This is a genomic window from Pelotomaculum terephthalicicum JT (assembly GCF_022410535.1).
GTDB lineage: Bacteria > Bacillota > Desulfotomaculia > Desulfotomaculales > Pelotomaculaceae > Pelotomaculum_D > Pelotomaculum_D terephthalicicum.
Genome location: NZ_JAKNBL010000001.1, coordinates 268,949 through 289,286 on the forward strand (window position 1 = coordinate 268,949; position 20,338 = coordinate 289,286).

Below are 20,338 nucleotides of genomic sequence, written 5' to 3' on the forward strand. Positions count from 1 at the left end.
TTTGTCATTTAATATATTTGTTTTCTAAATATCTTTTTTACTAAAGATCCGCAGTGCGAGGAGCAAGAACCCCAGGATATAGCAAGCCGCGTACGCCAGCATCCAGACACTCGGCTCCGCGCCGCTGCCGAACGGACCCAGCATCGTCATGGATAAAGACGCGCCCGGCACGGACAAGAGCGAATAAACGATTTTGCGGTAAACGGCGTCGGCGGGCATAAGCAGGCTGGACGCAATACCGATGTTCACCATCATATTGCTGCCGGCCAGGTAGCCTATTTGTTCCAGCATACCGCCGACAACTCCTACCGAGTAAAGCATAAACGCGGCGATGCCGTTGGCCAAGGTGGAGAGAAAAGTAGAGCCCAGCATGGCCACCGCCAGGAGAATTAACGGCTGCAGGCAGAAAAGACCGGCCGCCGCCGCTTTAACCGGGATGTCCAGCCCTGTATTATAATGAACGATAAGCAGTACGGCGATGTAAAACAAGGCCGCGAAGACAGTCAGCATCAAACTGTAGCCGCAGAATTTTCCCAGGATGATCGTTGAGCGCCTCACCGGCCCCGGCACGATAGCGTGCATTATTCCGTTCTCAATTTCACTGGAAATAGTGCCGACCGCGGCCATGACAGCTAAAAATGAGATTATGAAACTGCCGAAATACAGGCCCAGGGCAAGAAACTGCGGCGCGATCAAAGCCTTTAGCGGCCCCGCGCCGCGGCTCATCTCCTGGTAGCCATAGTGAACAGCGGCGCCGTACAACGCCAGAAAAACAGCGGCTAAGATGACGGTTACCAGGAGTATCCGGCGCCGGACTATCTCCTTAAAAGTCAACAAAATAATGGTCAGCATGACTAATGATCACCTCTTTGAATGAGGTCTACAAATAAATCTTCAAGAGAATTGTGCTTGGCGCCAAGACTGTAAAGCCGGCCGCCGTTTTTAACCACCGCTTCGGCCAGGGCCGGGATCTGTCCGCTGTGTTCCAGGACAACATTGACATACCGGCCTTCCACGGCAATCTTTTTGCTCAGGGCGGCAAGCTCCGCCAGCGCCGGCCTGGTGAGGCCCTCCGCTTGCATTTCCACTTCTACTGTCTGGGCAAGCAGTTCATCCAGCGTCCCGCCAGCCACTATTTTCCCCTTATTAATTATCGCCACCCGGTCGCAGATCATCTCCACCTCACTCAAGAGGTGGCTGTTCAGGAAAATGGTTTTGCCGCTGCCGCGCAATTCCAGCATAATTTCACGCACCTCACGCCTTCCCAGGGGGTCCAGGGCGGAAGCCGGCTCGTCCAGGAAGAGCAGGGCGGGGTCGTGCAGCAAGGCGCAGGCCAACCCCACCCGCTGCTGCATGCCCTTGCTGTAAGCCCCGACCTTTTGTTTCTCTTTGCCGGCCAGCCCCACCTGCTCCAGCACCGCCGGAACGCGCCGCTTCCTTTCCGTTCCGCTCATCCCGCGCAGGGAGGCGTGGAAGGAAAGCAGTTCTTCGCCCGTCAGCCAGTCCTGATAGCGAAAGTTTTCCGGCAGATAACCAATCTTGCGTCTTGCTCCAAGATCGCCCAGCGGCCGTCCCAGGATGCGCGCCGTCCCGGAAGTAGGAAAAAGAAGTCCCACCAGCATCTTGACCAGGGTGCTTTTCCCCGCGCCGTTGGGTCCGAGAAAACCGAAGATTTGCCCCTCGTTCACCGAGAGGCAAATCTTTGAACACGCGGCTTTGGCGCCGTACATCTTGGTCAGGTTTTCGGTTTCCAGAATCATTTTTTTTACCTCGCTACTGCATTGCGGAGGCCACGTCCAAGGCTTGTTCCAGGGTCAGGCTGCCACTGATTGCGTGCACAACGCCGTCCTTTTGCCAGATCAAGCTGTTATATGGAGAATGGCTGCCGCTGTCTTTTGCATCGGTGGCTGGCGTGATAAATACGCCCTGCGCCCCGGCCACGTTAACATCCAGGGTGGTGCCGCCGACATCAGGCACAAGCAAGGTATGCTGCCAATCGTTAATGGAAGCTATTTGCCCGCGCAGGCTGTCGGGCAGGAACGGCAACGCCAGCAGCGCGTCCCGGATGGTGCTCACGTCCGCGCCGTCCGCCGCCAATTCGGGACTCCGGCCCTGCATCACAAAAACACTCGCGTCACCTGAACCGGCATACCGCGCGCTAACCACGGCGGGCACTTTTACCGTGAACATCTTGCCGTTCAGTTCATCAGGCAGGAGTTTTTCACTGCCAAGAGATTTTAAAACCTGGTTGGTGTTATCGGTATTCAAGGTCAGGTTCAGGGTTCCCCCGGAGTTCAGACTAACTTCCTGCAAACGGTAACCGGCCGGCGGCGGTTCAGGCAGCTTGAGCTGGAAATCAACCGCTTCGCGCGCCTCTTCCACTGACACTTTACTCGTGGTTTGCTTACCAATAAACTCTAATTTGCCGAAATTTTCGATATCAACCTGACCGGCCCCGCTGCGAATCGCCTTTTCAATGTTCGCTAAATCAGCGGGGGCAATGCTGATAGTTTTAACTTTTTCCACCCGGAAAACAGTGAGCAACTCGCCCGCCACGGAGCGCACCGAACTGAAACTAAGGGCTATCGCCACCGCCAAAACCAATGACGCCGCGGTTGCGGCCACCCGGTATCTTGACAACATCTGCAAGACTCCTTTCTTCACTTCAACATTATTTTGCCTTTGGATCCGGCCTTTGCTGAACCGGTGCCAGGCGTTGCCGGCGTCAATACCGGCCTGGCCGAGGGTCCGCAGGTAACCGGCCATCTTGGCATCGGTAAAGACCTGGTTTTCCTTTAATTGATCCAGAGCATCGCGGCACGCACTACATTCCGTCAAGTGTTTTTCAAGCGCAGCTCGTTTACTGCCGGCAACTTCCCCATCCAGGAAAGCCTGCAGCGCGCCGGTATCATAACACACCGCCATCACTCTCCTTGAGCCTGGTGTATTCGGTCTTGAATCTGGCGCGAGCCCGCGCCAGCAGGGTGCCGATTGATGATTCCCGCACATCCAGCACTTCGGCCAAGCCGGCGTAACTCATCCCGGAAAACTTCAGAAGCAAACAAGCCCGGTCTCTCTCCGGCAGGTTCTCCAGGACGCGCCGGGTGAAGGCCGCTTCCTCCTCCCGCACCAACGCTTCTTCCGGACCCTCTGCCACTGAAGCGTCCCACTGCCGCCCGGCGCGGCTTTCCCGCTGTCGCCTGCTGTTCTCACTGCGCAACTGGTTGTAGGCCAGGTTTGTCGCCACTTTAGCGAGCCAACCGTTCAGGTTGGCGGACTCCCGGGGCGGTGTCAGGTAAAGCTTGATAAACGTTTCCTGGGCAACGTCCTCCGCGGCGGCGCGGCTGCCCAGCAGGCCGATCAGCCTCCTGCACACGGCCGGGTAATGGCGGTCGAAAAGCACCTTGAAAACAGCTGGTTTTATTCTGTGTCCATCATTTTCCGGCGAGTTCATCCGGGTCCTCCAGACTGGGTGATTTCATTATATATAACAGAGACAAAAGTATTTTTGTGACAGTTATAATTATAACACCACTCCATCAAGGTGTGGTTACCATAGAATATTTTACCAGCCAGGCAGGAACTATCCTATCCCTATTTGCCTGCATGACCGTCCTTATTTGACTACTGCTGACAGTTATAATAAAATTAGCAAATGAAAAAATAGGTTGCGGCGGAGGGCTTAATTGAAGGAACGTTTGAAAGAGTTGGATTTGTATCCAATATTGCATAAGCTTATCAAGGAACATGAAAAGCTAATATTAGCTGTTTCGTTCGTGGTAACTTTTTACTTTCAATTAGCTGATTATCTCTATGGTTATGAATTATTCCTGCTGCCCAAAAGCGGATTTAAATATTATTCAATTTTATTTTTCCCCTGGCTCTTTTATTTCGTGCTCGGCAAAGAACGTGTCGTAAAAATCATCAGCATGTGGTTGCATTATTAATAAAGGCGCCGCCGTTTATTTTCTTCCCGTTTACTGTGACAGAAACAACTAAGGCCTGTTATTGTTTTTATTTTTTAAAAAACCCAACCAGTATATCAACTGCTTCTTCAAGAATATCCGCCGGAGCTTTTTCCTTAAACCTTGCCTTCCTGGCGAGCATGTCTAATGCCTTTACCTGCTCGCACATTATAACACCTGTGGTGGCAGTTCTTTCATCAAGGGGCACATGCAATGGAAACCCGCGACTGGTGTTTGTTATCGGACAGACAACCGCGATTTTGGTAAAGTTGTTAAAAGTATCATTACTGACCACCAACGCCGGACGCCTGCCTTTTTGTTCATGTCCCGCCTGTGGGTCAAACTCAAGGGTTATGATATCTCCCTGTGCAGGTGTGTAGGGCATTACCTACACCTCTTTTCCCCTCGGGTTGCCTGTATCCCACTCCCTGCTCCTATAATCACCACTATAACCGGCCAAGCGTTCTTCTATCGTTTTATGTTTTTTATTTGCACGACTAATAATGATACATCCTTTTTCCGCTCTTATTTCCACCCTGTCGTTCTCGCGCATGGCGGCATCCTCTAATACAACTTTTGGCAAACGGACCGCCTGGCTGTTTCCCCATTTTTGAATAGTAGTATACACGGTGCGTCACCTCCGACATAAGTATATACATAGTATATACTTGCGTCAATATATAATTAACATAGCGCGCTATAACCGTAACGGGTAATGTGGCGCATGCCCGCTTTGACTTTCCACTTAGCGCCAGTATATTTCTATGACGTCCCCTTCTTTCAGCGCGTCGGTAAACCCGGCGGCGGCGCCGTTCAGGCGCAACACCGGCGGGCCGGTGTGCGCCGCCGGGTCCAGCTCGATATGGTTAAGCACATCCACAAAGATATAATGCTTTTTCCCAGTCAGGTTGATTTTTTTCCCGTTTGCCGTGACGGAAATTGCTTCGCCGGACAACCGGCCCGTACCGCTCCCGTCTACCGCCGGGTCATCACTCTCAGAGCCCGGGAGTTTTTTTTTGACAAACGTTACATAGTCCCCGTCCTTTAAAACTTGTTCCAAGGTTGCTGCAACACCGTTAACCTTGATTGGCTGATCCGCCGGATCGGCTGTCTCAAAAAGCTCTCCCACGGTTTTGACCGTTTTTATCTCCAGATGGTCGCCATCCATTATCTCGCAATCATAAGAAGCTGTTTCCCCGTTGATAATAAAAACCGGCTCGATTGCCCTGGGTTCGCCGTTCAAAGTAATGCTGACTCCTTCCAGGCCGTCCAGGAAATCCCGGACGTAAGCCCTGGCGTCCGCACCGGTCCCGGCTTTTAAAACATTAATCTCGTCTCCGTCTTTTATAGTTGATTTCAAATTGGCCTTTTCACCGTTTATGTATATCTCCGCCGGACTGGCCAAGCTCCCGTAAACCACCTCGGGCCTGCCGTTCAGGGTAAATTTCAAATCCTTGCCGTTTTGCCCGATTAAATCCCTGGGATTGAACTCCAACAGGCTGAGGGCGTTTGACACATTAAGGTCCTTTGAATTAAAAAGGCGGAATTCCTTGCCGTCAACTTTAATAGTAACAAAATTTTGCCCCAGTTTTTTGATGGCCACTGTGGCAATCCCCACTACCGTAACCCCTTCGGGTCCGTCCAGGCCTTCCTCGTCGACAGTCAGGTTCTGGACGGCCGCTCTCCCCCGGACGGCGACTTTTTGCGCGTCTATGCCCAACTTTTCCGCCAGTTTGCCGGTCAGCCCCGGCAAACGCGAGCCGCCTCCCACGCAAAAGACTGTGCGCGGCGGTTCTCCGCCGTTGAGGTTAATAATGGACCCGGCTATCTCACCGGCCATCTTGTCCAATACCGGCTCGATCACGGCAGCCACCTCAGCGGCGGTAACCGTGTTCTCGACCCCCAGAACATCTTTGTAAACTATCTTCCCGCCTTTTTCCATTGACCGTTTAATTTTTTCCGCCCAGTTAAAGTCAACCAATAAAGCTTCGGCCACAGCCTCGGTTATTTCGTCACCGGCCACCGGCACCATGCCGTACGACACCACCGCCCCCTTTCTGGTGATGGCGATATCCGATGTGCCCGCGCCGATATCAATCAGCGCCAGATTTAACAGTCTCATACTTTCCGGAATCAGCACCTCGATGGCCGCGATTGGTTCCAGGGTCAGGTTCACCGGCTCCAGACCCACTCTTCCCAACACCGCGTAAAGCCCGTTCACCACCGATTCCGGCAGGAAAGTAGCCAAAACGTCGGCGCCGATAATCTTGCCGCGATGCCCGATTAAATTGGTGACCGGGTAGTTGTTTAAATAATATTTGACAATACTGTAGCCCACGCAATAAAATTTCTCCGTGCTTCCGGCAATAGCCGTGTCAACCTCCTGGTGGGCGCTCCTGATCCCGGTTATTTCCAAGCTGTTTACCATAGTGCCGTCTATTTCCACATGGTCATCAATTTCCATTTCCACGTGGCACTGTTTGGTTGCCAGGGACCTTCCCGCGGCGGCTATGGCCGCTTTGTTCAACTTAAACCCAACCATTTTTTCAAGAGCGCGTTTGACTTCCAGCACAGTGTCCGCGACTTTGGGGATATCGTGAATCTGGCCGTCAAACATGGACCGGCTGCCGTGCTCAGCCAGATGCTGGGCCACTATGCGCAGCAGGCCCGACTCCACCAGGGCCACGATGCCGATTACCGTTCTTGTCCCAATATCCAGGGCGAATATGGAGTTTTCCGCGGAGGGAATTATTTTTGCCATTTTACACCTCAAAGCTTGAATTTCCCTTGGTAAATTTCAACAAGAAGTATAACCCATATACTCCCGTTAATCAACTATTCATCAATATATCCCCGTCCAGCTCAACTAACTCGTGAACTTGCTTTAAATGGCACGCAGGGACACGCAGGCTCATGTTTCGGCCCTGCAATAGTCCTTTTGCCGCTCATACCGGTTTTTTTGCTTGTAGCTTCGTTCAAATTTTACGGTTCACCAATACACCATGTCCGTTGTCAGGCCCATTTTTCCACATAATGATAGCGTCTTCATTGTTGTCGGTATAATACTTTTTCCTCAGCCCTTTTTCAATGAAACCCAGAGTAGCGTAAAGATGCCGCGCGACCAGGTTTGACGGACGCACTTCCAGAGTCATCTTGAAGACCCCCATCAAAGCGGCCCGCCTGATCAATTCCATCATCAGCAATTTGCCGATATTATTCATCCGGTAATCGGGATGCACCGCCACATTGGTGATCTGCGCCTCTTCGAGAACAAGCCACATTCCCCCGTAGCCTGCCACCTGTTTATTTACTAACGCCACAATATAATGGGCGAAACTGTTTTTTATTTCGGAAGAAAAAGTCTGGCGGGACCAGGGAGCAGGGTAAGACGCCTGTTCGATTTTAAACACTTGATCCAGGTGTTCAGGACTCATTTCACAAAAAGCAACTTTCACTATGCTATCCCCCGGAACAGTGTTTTTTCCGCCAAATTACCTCAGCCTCGGAAAGCCTGATATATTCAGGCTGCAACCGCAGGGGGCTGACGCCCCTGCCGTTGTCGAACGCGGCCAAGCCCAGCTCGGCTACCACGGCGCCCCTCGGGTAGCCCGCGGCCAGCGGGGCAAATGCCGCCAACGGCCCCAGTCCGGCTATAAGCCGGAGCTCGTAAACCGGCACGCCATCTCCTAAAAAAGTCACCGGCTTTTGATAACCCGCCAACAATTCGATTAATTCCTCTATCCGCACGGCCCTTGGACTCACCAGCAAAACCGGAGCCTGGCCGGTATGATCATAAACAGCGGTGTACACTTCATTCTTTCGCGCGTTTAATATCGGGCATACTAAACGCTTATGTGCGTCAAGCGCGTAAGCGAGGGTATCAAGGGTGGAAATACCCGTCACCGGCAGCTTCCACACTTGGGCCAAAGTCTTGGCGGTACTCATGCCAATCCGCAGGCCGGTGAAAGAGCCCGGCCCGCTGGACACCGCTATGCCGGCCAGGTTGCGGCGTTCAACCTCCGCGTCTTCGAGTACCGCCTTAATCATCGGCAGCAGGTTTACCGAATGGGTTCTTTTATTTAAAACCATGCGCTCGGCCAGGATTCCCTCCCTACCGGCGACGGCAACCGCGGCCACCGGAGTGGCAGATTCAATCCCCAGCACATACAAGGTCCATCAACTCCTCAATCAAGCCTGTCATGCCCTCCCCATATGGAACAAAAGTGATCTTTCTGACGTCCTCACTCTCCGGACTCCTGTCAATCCTGTCAATGAAGACATCCAGTCTTACTTCCGGGAGCAGTTCAGCCACGCGCTCCGCCCACTCTATTACCGTCGCGCCATTGCCGTAAAAATATTCTTCATAACCCAGATCTTCTAATGCCAGCGCGTCTTCCAGGCGGTAAAAATCCATATGATACAGAGGCAGCCGGCCCTGATACTCATTTATGAGGGTAAAAGTGGGGCTGGTCACCGGCCCGGCGACCTCCATGCCGCAGGCCACTCCCTGGGCAAACCGGGTTTTTCCGGCCCCAAGGTCACCGTTCAGACAAACCACGTCACCCGCGCGCAGCAAGGCGCCTAGCTTTTCCCCGACACAGGCGGTTTCTTCCGGTGTTGTAGTCTTAATTGCAAGCAACACTTTCACCCCGATATCTTTAACGCCTCTACCCCGACCAGGGTTAAACATTAAATATTATAACAGATACTGACATTTTATACTTTTCATTATAACAAAAAGTTTGCCCAAAAAACAAAAAACCCCTCCCGCTATCGGAAGGAAATAAACAATATTGAAATTATTCAACCGCTTGCCGCGGTCTTACCAAAAGTTGGGCAATTCCTGTCAAATCTCTGCAGGAATTCTTTTAGCTCGTCCACGTCAAACGGTTTGCCGATGCAGGTAAGCGCTCCCTTTTTCATAGCTTGCGACACCGTTTGTTCCGAACTGAACGCAGTCATGATCACCACGTTTGTTTCGGGGGCCAGCGCTTTTATTTTTTCCAAAGCCTCCAGCCCCCCCATCAAGGGCATCCGTACATCCATAAAGACTAAATCGGGACGGATAGAACGAGCCAATTCAACTGCTTCAAGTCCATTACTAGCTGTATAAGCCCGATGACCTGAATCCTGAACAACAATTTCAAGCAAATAACGCACCCCGGCCTGATCGTCAACAATTAGAACATTTAACGGCTCTTGCTGCATTTCAATCACCTCCCGACAATAAATTTACATTATATAGCAATTCAGTTTAATAATTCAATTATATCATTTCGACAACTAATTGCAATATTTCTGAAGAAGTTTCTCTTGTTTCTTTAATAATTTATCAATTTAACCAACATTTTGTTCTCCGGTGAGAAACTTCTATACAATTGAATAAACCTTTACCCCGTTTATAAAGACTTTTTCCACACGGCAAAGAAAGTCAAAGGGATGCCGGTCCAATACGATAAAATCAGCGTCTTTTCCCGGTTCCAAACTACCCAGGCGGTGGTCCAGCTTCAATATCTTCGCGGCGTTAATAGTAACCGCCCGCAGAGCGGCGTCCACGGTCAAACCGCCTTTAACAGTCATGGCGGCGGATATTGCCAGGAACTGAATGGGCACGACCGGGTGGTCGGTCATTATGGCAAACAGTACACCGGCCTCTGAGAGCACTCTGGCCGTTTGCAGAGTCAGTCCCTGCATTTCTACTTTGGCCCGGTTTGTGATCACCGGTCCAATGACGGCGGGAACCCCCAGCTCTGCCAGTTTCCGCGCTACAATATGGCCCTCGGTACAGTGTTCGACAACCAACTCCACCTGAAATTCCCGGGCGATGCGGACCGCGGTCATGATATCATCGGCGCGGTGGGCGTGTACCCGCAGAGGAATCTCCCGTTTCAGCACCCTGGCCAGCGCCTCCATCTTCAGGTCTTTCTCGACAGCTGCCGCATTTCCGGCACCGCCGGCGGCAGACTTCTTTAGGTATTCCTGTCCGCGCGCCAGCGCTTCTCTCAAAATAGCCGCGGAAGCCATGCGGGTGGCGGGCGTTTTCTTTTCACGCCCGTAGCTGCGTTTGGGATTTTCACCTAAAGCGGCCTTTAAACCGGCCGGGAAGCGGACGATCATATCATCTATCACAGTACCGTACGTCTTTACCGCCGCCATTTCACCACCGATGATATTGGCGCTGCCAGGTCCTGTCACAACAGTAGTGACCCCTCCCGCGAGAGCGTCGCGAAATCCCAGATCAGCCGGGTTGACTGCGTCGATGGCGCGCAAGTGCGGAGTGACCGGGTCGGTGCTTTCGTTACAGTCATCCCCTTCTTCCCGGTATATCTCTTCAACAATGCCGAGGTGACTGTGCGCGTCAATCATTCCGGGCATAACCACTTTTCCCGTCGCGTCAACGCTATCCGCGCCCGGGGGAATTACCATCCCCTGCTCAATTCCGAATATTTTGCCTTTATCTACCAGGAGGGTTCCTCTATCTATTACGCGCCCCGCCATGGTAATAATCATGCCGCCTGCAACAGCCAGCACCTGACCGCCACCCCTTTTTGTTAAAAAAAAACATCCTCCTATGGAAATTCTTTTTTATAAATCCAACAAACCGAGACTTATTTCCACAGCCTGTTTTACTTTAATCATCATCTCGCTGTCAAGAGACGTTATCTTTTCCAGAAGCCTGCTTTTGTCTATAGTCCTGATTTGTTCCAGCAGTATTACTGAATTCTTCCCCATGCCACCCGGGTGAGACGGCATCTCAACGTGTGTCGGAAGCTTGGCCTTGGCGATTTGGGACGTGATCGCGGCAACAATAGTGGTAGGGCTGTACTGGTTGCCAATGTTATTTTGTATTATCAGCACCGGCCTTGTCCCCCCCTGTTCCGAGCCGACAACCGGACTCAGATCGGCATAAAAAATATCACCCCGGCGGATCAGCATGACTCACTTTACCTCCGTCCCCGGTAGTTCGAACTTTTGGGTTACTTCTGATTCCAAGCGATAATGCTCAATGGCAAGCGCGAGGTTTATATTAGCCATTTCAATGTATCCTTTTTTCATTTGCTCAATGAACAACCGCCTTCTCCAGTCTTCAATGTAAAGCTTCACGGCCTCGCCAACAACATCGCTCCGGCTGATCTGCTCGGCGGCCGCGATCCGGTCCACTTCGGCCAGAAGCGGATCGGGCAAACTGACTATAATTTTCTTGACCCGTGGCACCAACCGGACCTCCTTCATGAAGCGGTAATAGTTAAAGTATTCAGAATTCAGGAGTCGGAATTCGGCATTTTGGGGCGCTGCAAACCATTATCTAATTCTCTTATTTTGGGCTACCGACTCTTAAAAATATCAGTATTTCACCGCGTCGTGACCGCGCAGCAGGGCAACTTTCCCGGTGCGCACCATCTCCACAATACCGTAGTCCTCCAGCGCCGCGCAAAACGCGTTTATTTTATTCTCATCACCCAGTATCTCGATAATCATAGTAACCTTGCCCACGTCAATTATATTGGCCCGAAACACTGAAACAAGATTGATTATGTCAGACCTGCGGTCGACTGCGACATTCACCTTGATTAAAGCGAGCTCGCGGGCTACCGAGTCTTCATACTTCAGTTCAACTATCTTAATAACGTCGACCAGCTTTGACAACTGCTTCATCACCTGATCCAGGATATAATCATCTCCCTGGATAACAATAGTAATGCGTGTAACTCCGAGCTCTTCGGTATATCCGGCGGCGATACTCTCAATGTTAAATACCCTCCTGCTGAGCAGTCCGGATATCCGGGCCAGGACGCCAGGTTTATTGGTTACCAACACTGCCAGAGTATGTCTCAAATTCAACCCTCCCGCCCGATAATATGAACAATGTGAATGCTGTATAAAAGTAAGCTTTATAAGATTATAAAAGCATTCATAGCACATATTATACCATAAATAAAGCATAAAAGTCTTTCTTTCTTAAACTGATAAACAAAGCCGGTATAAAGTTAGCTTAAAGATTTCAAATGGATTTTATGTTATTATATAGCTACGGAAAGTTCCGGAGGTCATTATGATCAATTTAAATAAAATATCAATTTTCGAGGGTCTGGAGCAGAGTGAATTGGACCGGGTGGTAAAGTGGATCGCCAAGCGGACTTACCCCAAAGGAACAACCATATTCGTCGAGGGGGAAGAAACCGACGGCATATATATCGTCACTTCCGGTCATGTCAAGGTTTCAAAGCTGCACAAAGACGGTAGGGAAAAAACGCTGGCAATATTAAGCGAAGGCGACATCTTGGGAGAAATGACCCTTTTCGGCCTCGGCCTGCGCACGGCCACGGCTGAAACACTTGAACATACTACCGTACTGGTGATACCAAAAGTTAACTTCCGGTCCTTGTTAATGGAAACACCAAAAATATCCGTGAAAATTATTGAAATTTTATCAAACAGGTTAAAGCAGGCAAACAGACAAATTGAGGAACTGGTATTTTTAAACGCCCGTTCCCGGGTGATCTACAACTTAATCAGCCTGGCCAAAGTATACGGCCGGCCGGAAGAAGGGGAAATCAACATATCCCTGCAGTTGACTCACGCGGAACTCGCCAAGCTTGTCGGAATATCCAGGGAAACGATGACAAAAGTGCTCGCTGAATTGCAGGAGAGCAATTTAATCAAAGTCACCCGGAAAAAACTTCAAGTGATTAACCTGGACAATCTATACCAGCAAGTGATGTAGCGGCAATTTTTACGGATATATCCCCTTGCCAAAAATACACCGCCGGGTTAAAATAACTTAAGATAAACATGATAGTAAGATACGCTGATGTATCGAGTTGAGGCCAAAGGTGTCCTTAAATGCTATGAGATTTATGGCATTTGAGACACCTTTTACTTTAGCAAAAAAACAACAAGGAGGTTGTTTTGTGAAAAAAATCGAAGCCGTTATCCGCCCGGAAAAGCTGGAGGAAGTTAAAGACGCTCTAGGCAAGTACAACATCCACGGTTTGACCGTAAGCCAGGTAGTAGGCTGCGGATTGCAGAAAGGCAGGGTTGGCGTATATCGCGGCAATGAATACAGCATCAACCTGTTGCCGAAAATCAAGCTGGAGATTGTTATCAGTGACTATCAGGCCGAAGACGTAGTGAGCATGATCAAAGAAGCAGCATATACAGGCGCAATCGGTGACGGAAAGATTTTTATTTTACCTGTGGAAAACGCTTTTCGCATCCGTACCGGCGAATCAGGCCAAGACGCGCTATAAAAAAACAAGGTCAACGACGCCCTTGAAATGTCTATTTGGGGCGTTTTTATTTTTATGGGAGGTTTGGAACTATCTTGATGGACGATGACGATTTTAAAAAAATTGAAGGCTTGTTTGAAAAATGCTGCGATAACTGTCTGCTTACCCGTCAGCATTGTTCAAGCTGCCGTATTAGCAAATTAAGAGGCATTTTCCACCAGTGCAAACAACCGGGAACTCACGAAGTATTCCTGATTAATATCAATGATTTAAGAGTTTTATTGGACCTGGCTGAGGAATCCGCAGGCGCGCACAAGCATGATGTCGTGGATAAATGGCGGCGCGCCATAGGCAAAGAGAAAGCCGCTGCCGCGATATAAGGTATACACACGCAAATTATATTCAACAGGGATGTTGAATAGGGCGAAGGTGCTCTTTTTGACCGGTATGAATAATAACCGGTCTTAAAGAGCGTTTTTATTTTTTTCGGGAGAGTTGGAACAGGCGCCGCGTTGCAAGCCTGTGGGCCGCCGATGGCAAATTTTCATGGAAGAAATGGGAGGGGTAGAAACCAATGGCTGAAATCAATATACAGGATCTGGCGTCCGGCGTGGATACCATATGGGTACTGCTCTGCGCAGCCCTGGTCTTCTTTATGGAAGGCGGTTTCGCCTTCCTGGAAGCAGGTTTTATCCGCGCCAAGAACTCAATGAACATTGTGATGAAGGTTTTCACCGACAGTACAATCGGGATGCTCAGTTACTGGGCGATAGGCTTCGGCATAATGTACGGCCTGGACCGGGCCGGCGTTTTCGGAAGCAGCGGGTTTTTGATCGGCGGGGACTTGAGCCACATTCAACTGAGAATACCCATCTACGCTTACTGGCTGTTCCAGGCGGCCTTTGCCATGGCCATGGCCTCGATCGTTTCCGGCGCGGTCGCCGAGCGGATGAAATACGGCCCTTACATTATCTATACCGCGGTGGCAACCGCCTTGATTTATCCTATCGCCGGCCACTGGGTGTGGGGGGTCAACGGCTGGTTGGGAAAACTCGGGATGCTGGATTTCGCCGGATCGGCGGTTGTGCACGCCGTAGGCGGCTGGAGCGCTCTTGCAGCCGTGCTGGTGCTCGGCCCGCGCACGGGGAAATATAACAAAGACGGCACTTTAAATGTTTTGCCCGCTCACAACTTGCACCTGGCCTTTTTGGGCACCTTTATTCTGTGGTTCGGCTGGTTCGGATTCAATCCGGGCAGTTCCCTCTCCGGACTGGACATGAATATAGCCCGCATCGCCCTGACCACCAACCTGGCCGCGGCGGCGGGCGGTACCGCCGGTATCCTGTTCACCATGTTTAAATACGGTAAAGCCGACCCCAGCATGGCTATGAACGGGGCGTTGGCAGGACTTGCCGCCATCACGGCCGGGACAGCTTATGTGCAGCCGGCCAGCGCGGTGATCATCGGTGGGGTGGCCGGGGTACTGGTAGTGCTGGCTGTGAGCTTCTTTGACAAAATCAAGGCCGACGATCCGGTGGGCGCCATCGCCGTTCACGGGGCGGGCGGCACCTGGGGAGTCCTTGCGGTAGGCCTGTTTGCTCAGCAGGGCGGCCTGTTTTACGGCGGCGGCGCCGAGTTCCTGGGCGTTCAGGCGCTCGGCGTGCTGTCAGTATCGGTATGGGCTTTCACCGCCACTTATCTGGTGTTTACCCTATTGAAGAAAACCGTCGGTGTCCGGGTATCCGCCCAGGAAGAATTCGAAGGACTGGATTTGAACGAACACGGCATCACGGCATACACCGGACTGATGACAAACCCGCTTTACGACGTCGAAGAGAACCCGGCCCACGCCTTCGGCGGTATGCAACCGCAGAAAACGCTGGCGGTGAATTCCGCCCCCAATATTAAGCCGTAATAACATCAACGCGCTTAAAACTACGTAAAGGCACGGCACGAAAGGCACGGTTTAACAGGGCAACTTGTTGAACCATACCCCAAACTGATACGGAAAAGAAAGAAGTCACAGATTGTGGCTTCTTTTCTTGACAATACGGGCCGGGGTCAGCCCTTGACATTGGACAGCTTTGCGGACATGTCCGCAAAGCTGTCCAATGTCAAGGGCTGACCCCGTAGCTAACGATATAGAGAAAACAGGCTGAGCGAATTGACCCGCGGCCTGTCTTCCCATTTGAATGTTTTTTACTTTCGAATGTCTTTTACTTCCCCAGCAAATTATACAGCACCTGCGCCATTTCAGCGCGGGTTGTCGTGCCGGTGGGGTTAAGCCTGCCGCCGCTGCCGGATACGGTTCCGGTTTCGACAAGCAGCGTCATAGCCTCCGTCGCCCATGCAGCCACATCGCCGCTGTCCGCGAAGTCGGTCAGCGCCTTACCCAAAATTCCTTCGGGGAGCTGTTCGATGACCTTCAGCGCGTTATACAGCAGGGTGAACATCTCCTGACGGGTGATTTGATTATCCGGCGCATACAGGTTGCTCCCGACGCCCGCCGAGATACCCAGCCGCTTTGCCGCAGCGAGGTAGCCGGTGTAGTAGGTGTCGCCCGCGTCCGCGAAGTTGCCGGCCGGGTTTTCGTCGGGGTCGATGCCGTAAGCGCGCATCATCAGGACGATGAACTCGCCGCGCGTCAGCCCGGCTTCGGGACTGTAATTGCCGCCGCCGGTGCCGTTGGTTATTTCCCGCGCCGCGATGAAGGACACCGCGCCGTAATACCACGCGCCCTCCGCCACATCGCCAAACTCAACGGGATTATAAGCAACCGCATAATCGCTGAAATGCGTCGTCGTGAAGGTCACCATGCCTGTTCTCGGGTCATATTTTCCGTTCGGGACGCTGACCGCCCTGCCGTCGCCGTCGATGTACCAGACTACGATGCCCTGCGGGTTTCTAAGCTCCTGCGGCGTCGGCTTATACGGTATGGATACCGTCACCGGCGCTCCGCTGTTCTTCCAGTCGGTCTGCTTGCCGTCGATGAGAAGCGTGAGCTGGATAAGCGGCTTGTCGCCTATCTTGTTTTGTATGCCCGGCGGAAGCTTGGACTTGTCGCCCTCGCTGATGACAACCTCCGCCTTTCGTCCGTCCATATTTCTGAGGCCGGTCAGCATGTTGGAGGGAACAGTGACGCACCATTACCGCCGCCAGTAACAGGGATAATGCCTTTCTTTTAAGCGTGCTTTTCCACATTTACATTCCACTCCTTTTGCGCCAACTGGAAGACCTCGTTGGCGGAAATTTCGATTAGTCTGTTCCAGCGCACAAAGTCGCCGTCGGTGGCAGCCTGTTTGAAAAACTCCTCGTCCTTAAACCGGCCGAAGCGCACGGTGCGCAGCCTGCTGGTGAAGTCAAGCGTCACGCTGTGGCCGTTGTCAAACAGCACCTCCAGGCGGCGACCGCTTTGGGGTGTGACGCTTCTGATACTGACCATGGCCTGTCCCTCCTTTAAAAAATAAAAAACCACTTTACCTAAATGGTATAGTGGTTTTTTATGGATGTATACTACCCACCGGGTAGTTTTTATTGACGGCAAGGTCTTAATTTAGTACTATATTTGTACAGGGGGTAATAAGAAATGAATATCAAAGAGGATATCAGGCCTATTTCCTACATCAAGGCCAATGCCGCGGAGATTCTGGCTCAGGTGAACGAGAGCCGCAGGCCGGTATACGTCACGCAAAACGGGGAGGCCAGGGCTGTACTGCTGGACACGGAATCCTATGAACATATGAAAAAAGCTTTGGGTATGTTAAAGCTGCTGGCCCAGGGGGAACGGGATATTATCGACGAAAAAATAACTTCTCAGGATGAATTTTTCGCGGCCCTGGACAGCGACCTGGGCATAAATCATGAATAATCAAATATATCATGTATTCTGGACCCAAACAGCCCAACAGGATTTAAAAAGAATCATTGACTATATCGCAGCCGACAGTGAAGACAGGGCAAAAAAAAATTACCGGGCGATCAGACAAAAAGCCGCCGATTTGCAGTCTATGCCCCAGAGAGGGAGAATTGTCCCGGAACTAAAGTATTTCAGCATTTTAACATACAGGGAATTAATCAGCCCGCCCTGGCGGATTATTTACAAACTTGAAAACGACAGGGTGTGGGTACTTGCGGTTATTGACGGCAGAAGGAACTTTGAGGACATTTTACTGGACAGGTTTATATAAAGAGTTTTTAGGGTGACTTATTAATGCCGTGCGAGCCGTTCAGCCGTCATTGCGAGGGGCTTTAGCCCCGTGGCAATCCAGATCGACGATTTGCCCATATAAATCAACCCATTCGGGATTGTCTTTTTCAATCAATTGCAATTTATTCTTCCTCGAACCTGCTTTAATCTGTTTTTCTCTTTCAATGGCGTCAGTAATACGGTCAAAAACCTCATAATAACCTAACTTATCAACTCCGTATTTTTGGGTGAACCCCTCATGCATCTTGTTTTTATGCTCGTAAACACGTCTGATCAAATCAGTTGTTACTCCCGTATATAACGTACCGTTCCTTTTGCTGAAAAGGATGTACACATAGCCGCATTTTTTCTGCATTAGGGTCTCCTTTCTGGATTGCTTCCGCCACGCTACGCTCGCGACAGGCTTGCTGCACTCCTCGCAATGACGGGAGGGGTGGCCGCCCCTACACGGGCGGCAAATTTTGTTTCAGCAGTTCCCTGCCGCTGATGGACAGTTTTGCGTAGACGCTTTTTAGGGCCGATTTCACCGTGTTGGGCGATATGAAAAGCCGTTTGCCTATTTCCGTGTTGTTCAGCCCCCCGGCGGCGAGGCGCGCTATCTCAAGCTCGCGCGGGGTGAGCGCGGGCTTTTCTTCTGTGAAATACAGCTTTATCATCCCGTCCTTGCTTTTGGCGAAGGTTTCGGCGAGCCTTAATATCTCGCGGATTTCCTCGCGGTACGCTCCCCGCGCGGCGACGGTTTCAAGCAGCGGGGCGATGTAGTCGGCGTTTTCGGCAAAGAGCATGTACTGTTTGTCCGGCATGGCGATGCCGAGAGCCTTTTGGAGGCTCTCCAGCGCTTCATCCTCTCTGTATATCCTGCGGTACGCCGCCGCGAGGTAGATGTAGGTGAGATATACCCGAGCAGGTTGGAAAACACCGAGGACACGGATATAAAATGCTCGGCGCTGCCGATGAGCTTCAGGTATTCGCCTTTGATGAGGAGCAGCCTGCCGTACATGACGTTGAAGAAGGGGTAAGCGGGGAAGCGCAGGCGCGGGCTGGCCGTGTCGAATTCCTTGAGCCGCCCGGGGATTCTGCCCGGCTGGTCGAGGTAGGCGTAGATGCAGCCGGTGCAGATTTCAACCGTGTGGATGAAAGCGTCGTCCGCGACCTCGTCCAGAATTCCCTGCATTTCGTTTATGCGGCTTATCACCCCCGCAAGGTCGCCCTTCATGAAGTCGATGAGCGTCTGGAAATACTGCGCGGCATAGGCGATGCTCTCGTCCCTGCCGTCGCGGGCTTTCAACAGCGCCTTCTGCGCGGCAACCGCGGCATTGTCGAAGTCGCCCCGGTTGAAGAGGTTTTCGGCTTCCATCACGTCCTCCGCGCCCGAGCCCTGCCCGCTCGTCAGGCGGGTAAAGTAGGGCATGGCGTTTTTAAGGTCGGCGATATGCTCCGAGAGCCTGCCGCTCTCGCGGTAATACAGGCTCAGCACCGATGGCGAGCCGAAGGTGGAATTGATTCCGGAATCGTAGACGGAGGTGGGCTGGTTGAGATATGCCCAGGCTTTTTTGTACCGCCCGGACACTTTTTTGAGGTCGTTGAACTCCGCGAAGCTCTGTAAAAGCTCGAACTCGCCGAGCAGGCGGTTTTTCGCCGCGGAGTCCAAGCACTTATCCTTTTCGATGTTTTCGCTCAGTTCGCCGCAGGTTTTGCGGAACAGCTCAAGCTCCTTGTGGACAAACAGGTGCATGGCGTAGACGAGCAGCGCGTAGTGGTGCCGCGCCTTGATCTCCTGCGGGCATTCGGCCATGTATTTGATGAACAGCTCGCGGCTGCCCGCGGAATAATAGACAGTCTTGTCCTTTTCGAGCGTTTCGAGCAGACCGTCGAAGTCCCCGCACTCGTAAAAAAAGCGGCGGGCGGCAGCGTAGTCGCAGATTTCCATAAACCACCGCGCCGCCTTTGCGTAAAGCTTCCGGCGGTAGTTCGTTTCTTTTTCTTCGAGCCGGTCATTCAAGAACTCCGTGAAAAGGGTATGGATATGATAGACCTTGGGCCTGCCGTCGTAAGTGACGAAGGTATTGTTTTCGCAAAGCCCGTCCAAAATCATACCAGCATTTTTGCCCCATATAAATGCCGCCTGCTTTAAGGTAAAGGCCTCGAATACGCTCATGGCGACGAGGAATTCCCGCGCATCCTCAGGCAGGGGGTTGTATACCGCCTTTTCGATAAGATTGTTGATGCTGTCGGTCGGGGTGTATTCGCCTTTGGCGATATATTCGAGCATGATCAGGTAGAGGTCGCTGATCCAGCCTTCGGTGTCGGTATGAAGCCTCGCCGCCTCGCTCTCGCTCAAATGCACCCCGCAGGCCCTGTAATACGCTGCGATTTCCTGCGGGGCAAACTCGAAGGTTTCTTTTGCGATATGGCACAGGACGCCTTTTAGCGCAAGCTCGTGAAGCCGGTTAAATCTTGCGGCGCGGGTGACGAGGACGATATGCAGGCGCTCGATTCTGCTTTCGGCAAGCTGCTCGAAAAAGCCGTTTGCGCCGGGGATGTTGATATTTTGATAATCATCGACGAGCAGCACGGTGTTTTCCGGCAGGTTGATGTCACGGATGAGCTTTACCGCTTCCCGCGCGGTTTTCGCGTTGTCCGGGAAGCGCAGGTGAATAAGACTTTGGGAGCGCTCGCTGTCAAATTCTCGGAAAAGCCCCGCGAAGCCCTCCCAAAACCCGTCGCCGCCGGCGGGGACTTCCTGCCACAAGGTGTCCGCTCCGGCGTTGCGCAGGTATTCCCGCACGGCGGTGGTTTTGCCGTAGCCCATGGGCGCTTCGATAACGGTTAAGGGATAACTGCATATACCGTCCAGAGCCTTCGTTATCCGGCCCGGAAAGTACAGGCTTTTGGTATTGTATTCTTTTGCCTTTGGTACGGTCATCCCCTCCTTT

27 protein-coding genes are annotated in these 20,338 nt (G+C 51.8%); 7 read left to right on the forward strand and 20 right to left on the reverse strand.

Going from position 1 to position 20,338, the window contains the following annotated elements; all coding sequences use genetic code 11:
• Positions 1-24: 24 nt before the first annotated feature.
• The 4 genes from L9W92_RS01290 to L9W92_RS01305 are packed head-to-tail and all read right to left on the reverse strand — an operon-like array spanning position 25 to position 3,454.
• Positions 25-852 carry an ABC transporter permease gene (locus L9W92_RS01290; protein WP_240081947.1) on the reverse strand — a complete coding sequence of 276 codons (828 nt, stop codon included), beginning with the start codon at positions 850-852 and terminating at the stop codon, positions 25-27.
• A 2-nt stretch (positions 853-854) separates the two neighbouring features.
• On the reverse strand, positions 855-1,760 hold the full coding sequence (locus L9W92_RS01295; RefSeq protein WP_240081948.1) for an ABC transporter ATP-binding protein: 906 nt from the start codon (positions 1,758-1,760) through the stop codon (positions 855-857).
• Positions 1,761-1,773: 13 nt separating this feature from the next.
• Complete coding sequence (locus L9W92_RS01300; protein WP_240081949.1) at positions 1,774-2,919, reverse strand: zf-HC2 domain-containing protein; 1,146 nt, start codon at positions 2,917-2,919, stop codon at positions 1,774-1,776.
• A complete protein-coding gene (locus L9W92_RS01305; RefSeq protein ID WP_240081950.1) occupies positions 2,909-3,454 on the reverse strand; it encodes an RNA polymerase sigma factor SigX in 546 nt (181 codons plus the stop codon). The genes L9W92_RS01300 and L9W92_RS01305 overlap by 11 nt, the downstream gene beginning before the upstream one ends.
• 232 nt (positions 3,455-3,686) lie before the next feature.
• Between L9W92_RS01305 and L9W92_RS01310 the strand changes: the two genes are divergently transcribed.
• Complete coding sequence (locus L9W92_RS01310; protein WP_240081951.1) at positions 3,687-3,947, forward strand: hypothetical protein; 261 nt, start codon at positions 3,687-3,689, stop codon at positions 3,945-3,947.
• A gap of 67 nt (positions 3,948-4,014) precedes the next feature.
• On the opposite strand, the gene L9W92_RS01315 is transcribed toward L9W92_RS01310, so the two are convergent.
• The 11 genes from L9W92_RS01315 to ilvN form a co-directional block, all read right to left on the reverse strand.
• A complete protein-coding gene (locus tag L9W92_RS01315) occupies positions 4,015-4,350 on the reverse strand; it encodes a type II toxin-antitoxin system PemK/MazF family toxin (protein ID WP_240081952.1) in 336 nt (111 codons plus the stop codon).
• Between the two features lie 3 nt (positions 4,351-4,353).
• Positions 4,354-4,593, reverse strand: a complete 240-nt coding sequence (locus L9W92_RS01320) for an AbrB/MazE/SpoVT family DNA-binding domain-containing protein (RefSeq protein WP_240081953.1) — start codon at positions 4,591-4,593, stop codon at positions 4,354-4,356.
• 117 nt (positions 4,594-4,710) lie between these two features.
• Positions 4,711-6,726, reverse strand: coding sequence for a cell division protein FtsA (locus tag L9W92_RS01325; protein WP_240081954.1), 2,016 nt, complete (start codon positions 6,724-6,726; stop codon positions 4,711-4,713).
• A 214-nt stretch (positions 6,727-6,940) separates the two neighbouring features.
• A complete protein-coding gene (rimI, locus tag L9W92_RS01330; RefSeq protein WP_312038046.1) occupies positions 6,941-7,420 on the reverse strand; it encodes a ribosomal protein S18-alanine N-acetyltransferase in 480 nt (159 codons plus the stop codon).
• Between the two features lie 4 nt (positions 7,421-7,424).
• The gene (tsaB, locus tag L9W92_RS01335) at positions 7,425-8,129 is read right to left on the reverse strand and encodes a tRNA (adenosine(37)-N6)-threonylcarbamoyltransferase complex dimerization subunit type 1 TsaB (protein WP_312038051.1); all 705 of its coding nucleotides are present in this window, start codon (positions 8,127-8,129) and stop codon (positions 7,425-7,427) included.
• A complete protein-coding gene (tsaE, locus tag L9W92_RS01340) occupies positions 8,116-8,655 on the reverse strand; it encodes a tRNA (adenosine(37)-N6)-threonylcarbamoyltransferase complex ATPase subunit type 1 TsaE (protein ID WP_240081956.1) in 540 nt (179 codons plus the stop codon). The genes tsaB and tsaE overlap by 14 nt, the downstream gene beginning before the upstream one ends.
• A gap of 113 nt (positions 8,656-8,768) precedes the next feature.
• Complete coding sequence (locus L9W92_RS01345) at positions 8,769-9,173, reverse strand: response regulator (protein WP_240081957.1); 405 nt, start codon at positions 9,171-9,173, stop codon at positions 8,769-8,771.
• A gap of 162 nt (positions 9,174-9,335) precedes the next feature.
• On the reverse strand, positions 9,336-10,496 hold the full coding sequence (locus L9W92_RS01350) for an amidohydrolase (protein WP_240081958.1): 1,161 nt from the start codon (positions 10,494-10,496) through the stop codon (positions 9,336-9,338).
• Positions 10,497-10,550: 54 nt separating this feature from the next.
• Positions 10,551-10,901, reverse strand: coding sequence for a type II toxin-antitoxin system PemK/MazF family toxin (locus L9W92_RS01355; protein ID WP_240081959.1), 351 nt, complete (start codon positions 10,899-10,901; stop codon positions 10,551-10,553).
• A 3-nt stretch (positions 10,902-10,904) separates the two neighbouring features.
• Complete coding sequence (locus tag L9W92_RS01360; RefSeq protein ID WP_240081960.1) at positions 10,905-11,180, reverse strand: CopG family ribbon-helix-helix protein; 276 nt, start codon at positions 11,178-11,180, stop codon at positions 10,905-10,907.
• Positions 11,181-11,309: 129 nt separating this feature from the next.
• Positions 11,310-11,801, reverse strand: a complete 492-nt coding sequence (ilvN, locus tag L9W92_RS01365; protein ID WP_240081961.1) for an acetolactate synthase small subunit — start codon at positions 11,799-11,801, stop codon at positions 11,310-11,312.
• 217 nt (positions 11,802-12,018) lie between these two features.
• On the opposite strand from ilvN, the gene L9W92_RS01370 reads away from it, so the two are divergent.
• The 4 genes from L9W92_RS01370 to L9W92_RS01385 all read left to right on the forward strand — a co-directional run bounded on the left by L9W92_RS01370 (position 12,019) and on the right by L9W92_RS01385 (position 15,110).
• Complete coding sequence (locus tag L9W92_RS01370; RefSeq protein ID WP_240081962.1) at positions 12,019-12,690, forward strand: Crp/Fnr family transcriptional regulator; 672 nt, start codon at positions 12,019-12,021, stop codon at positions 12,688-12,690.
• Between the two features lie 187 nt (positions 12,691-12,877).
• The gene (locus L9W92_RS01375; protein WP_240081963.1) at positions 12,878-13,216 is read left to right on the forward strand and encodes a P-II family nitrogen regulator; all 339 of its coding nucleotides are present in this window, start codon (positions 12,878-12,880) and stop codon (positions 13,214-13,216) included.
• 74 nt (positions 13,217-13,290) lie between these two features.
• Positions 13,291-13,575, forward strand: a complete 285-nt coding sequence (locus tag L9W92_RS01380) for a hypothetical protein (RefSeq protein ID WP_240081964.1) — start codon at positions 13,291-13,293, stop codon at positions 13,573-13,575.
• A 194-nt stretch (positions 13,576-13,769) separates the two neighbouring features.
• On the forward strand, positions 13,770-15,110 hold the full coding sequence (locus L9W92_RS01385; protein ID WP_240081965.1) for an ammonium transporter: 1,341 nt from the start codon (positions 13,770-13,772) through the stop codon (positions 15,108-15,110).
• A 301-nt stretch (positions 15,111-15,411) separates the two neighbouring features.
• Here L9W92_RS01385 and L9W92_RS01390 read toward each other — a convergent pair whose 3' ends face one another.
• The gene (locus L9W92_RS01390) at positions 15,412-16,317 is read right to left on the reverse strand and encodes an S-layer homology domain-containing protein (protein ID WP_240081966.1); all 906 of its coding nucleotides are present in this window, start codon (positions 16,315-16,317) and stop codon (positions 15,412-15,414) included.
• 59 nt (positions 16,318-16,376) lie between these two features.
• On the reverse strand, positions 16,377-16,637 hold the full coding sequence (locus L9W92_RS01395) for a DUF2442 domain-containing protein (RefSeq protein WP_240081967.1): 261 nt from the start codon (positions 16,635-16,637) through the stop codon (positions 16,377-16,379).
• A 144-nt stretch (positions 16,638-16,781) separates the two neighbouring features.
• Between L9W92_RS01395 and L9W92_RS01400 the strand changes: the two genes are divergently transcribed.
• Both L9W92_RS01400 and L9W92_RS01405 read left to right on the forward strand, forming a co-directional pair.
• On the forward strand, positions 16,782-17,063 hold the full coding sequence (locus L9W92_RS01400) for a type II toxin-antitoxin system Phd/YefM family antitoxin (RefSeq protein ID WP_240081968.1): 282 nt from the start codon (positions 16,782-16,784) through the stop codon (positions 17,061-17,063).
• Positions 17,056-17,382 carry a type II toxin-antitoxin system RelE/ParE family toxin gene (locus tag L9W92_RS01405; protein WP_240081969.1) on the forward strand — a complete coding sequence of 109 codons (327 nt, stop codon included), beginning with the start codon at positions 17,056-17,058 and terminating at the stop codon, positions 17,380-17,382. The genes L9W92_RS01400 and L9W92_RS01405 overlap by 8 nt, the downstream gene beginning before the upstream one ends.
• A gap of 39 nt (positions 17,383-17,421) precedes the next feature.
• On the opposite strand, the gene L9W92_RS01410 is transcribed toward L9W92_RS01405, so the two are convergent.
• The 3 genes from L9W92_RS01410 to L9W92_RS01420 form a co-directional block, all read right to left on the reverse strand.
• On the reverse strand, positions 17,422-17,757 hold the full coding sequence (locus L9W92_RS01410; protein WP_240081970.1) for a GIY-YIG nuclease family protein: 336 nt from the start codon (positions 17,755-17,757) through the stop codon (positions 17,422-17,424).
• 88 nt (positions 17,758-17,845) lie between these two features.
• Entirely contained in the window at positions 17,846-18,205 is a 360-nt protein-coding gene (locus L9W92_RS01415) for a LuxR family transcriptional regulator (RefSeq protein WP_240081971.1), read from the reverse strand.
• Positions 18,094-20,328 (reverse strand): winged helix-turn-helix domain-containing protein, encoded by a 2,235-nt coding sequence (locus tag L9W92_RS01420; RefSeq protein ID WP_240081972.1) that lies wholly within the window; start codon positions 20,326-20,328, stop codon positions 18,094-18,096. The genes L9W92_RS01415 and L9W92_RS01420 overlap by 112 nt, the downstream gene beginning before the upstream one ends.
• Between the last annotated feature and the right edge of the window lie 10 nt (positions 20,329-20,338).